Origin of the sequence: Shewanella sp. Sh95, assembly GCF_001308045.1 — a bacterium.
GTDB classification, from domain to species: domain Bacteria; phylum Pseudomonadota; class Gammaproteobacteria; order Enterobacterales; family Shewanellaceae; genus Shewanella; species Shewanella xiamenensis.
Map to the genome: position 1 here is coordinate 1 of NZ_LGYY01000065.1, position 1,070 is coordinate 1,070.

General features: G+C 43.3%; 1 protein-coding gene. It reads right to left on the reverse strand.

All coding sequences use genetic code 11. The annotated features are described in order from the left end of the window. Positions 1-1,013 (reverse strand): IS256-like element ISSod4 family transposase (locus AEA42_RS05265; RefSeq protein WP_055647171.1); only part of this gene is annotated, 1,013 nt, incomplete at its 3' end. Positions 1,014-1,070: the final 57 nt, after the last annotated feature.

Genomic DNA, 1,070 nt, shown 5'->3' on the forward strand with positions numbered 1-1,070 from the left:
TGCACAGCCTCAACCGCATTGGTCGTGTAAATCACTTTCCTGATATGTTCTGGGTACTTAAAATAATGGGACAAATTATGCCATTTGCGACGCCAAGAGTTGATTACCAGCGGATAAGCATCACCCCATTTGGCCTCCAGTTCGTCCAATGCCATCTCTGCGGCTTCTTTACTCACGGCTCGATACACAGGCTTTAAATCAGCCATAAACGCTTTCTGATTTTTTGAGGCGACATACTTCATTGAGTTGCGGATCTGGTGGATAACACATAGCTGTGTTTCCGTATGAGGGAAGATACTGGCTATGGCCTCAGGGAAACCGGTCAAACCGTCAACACAGGCGATAAGAATATCTTTTACACCACGATTATTAAGATCGGTCAGTACGGATAGCCAGTAATTAGCGCCTTCATTTTCGGACAAGTGAAGCCCTAAAATTTCCTTTTTTCCTTTCATATTAAGCGCTAACAATGTGTAAACGGCTTTACTGACGTAACGCCCATCCTCTTTGACTTTGTAATGTATCGCATCAAGCCAAACGATAGGATAATGGCTATCTAATGGGCGCTGTTGCCACGCTTTAAGTTCGGGGATGAGTTTGTCAGTGATAGCACTGACTGTTGCGTTAGACACATTGAGCCCATACATATCTTCAACATGTTGATTAATATCGCGATAGCTCATACCTATACTGAACATCGATAACACTTTACGTTCGATTTCATCGGTTAGCGTAGTTTGATTTTTCTTAATCAACTGAGGCTCAAAGGTGCCATTGCGGTCTCTAGGCGCGTCTAACTCAAAGTTACCGGACGGATACTTAATGGTCTTAGAGGTTTTGCCATTTTTACGATTAGGCTGAGGATCATGCGCTAAATGCTGCTCAAGCTCAGCCTGGAGAGCCGCTTCAGTGAGTTGCTTGATCAGTGGACCAAGAATGCTGTCTTTACCTGTGAGGCTTTTACCTGATTGCAGATCTTTAAGGGCTTGTTCGAAGTTAAAAGGTTGGGTCATGTGTCATTCCTGTTTTTGAATATTTTACTGAAATGACACAGAATTATGAACACTACC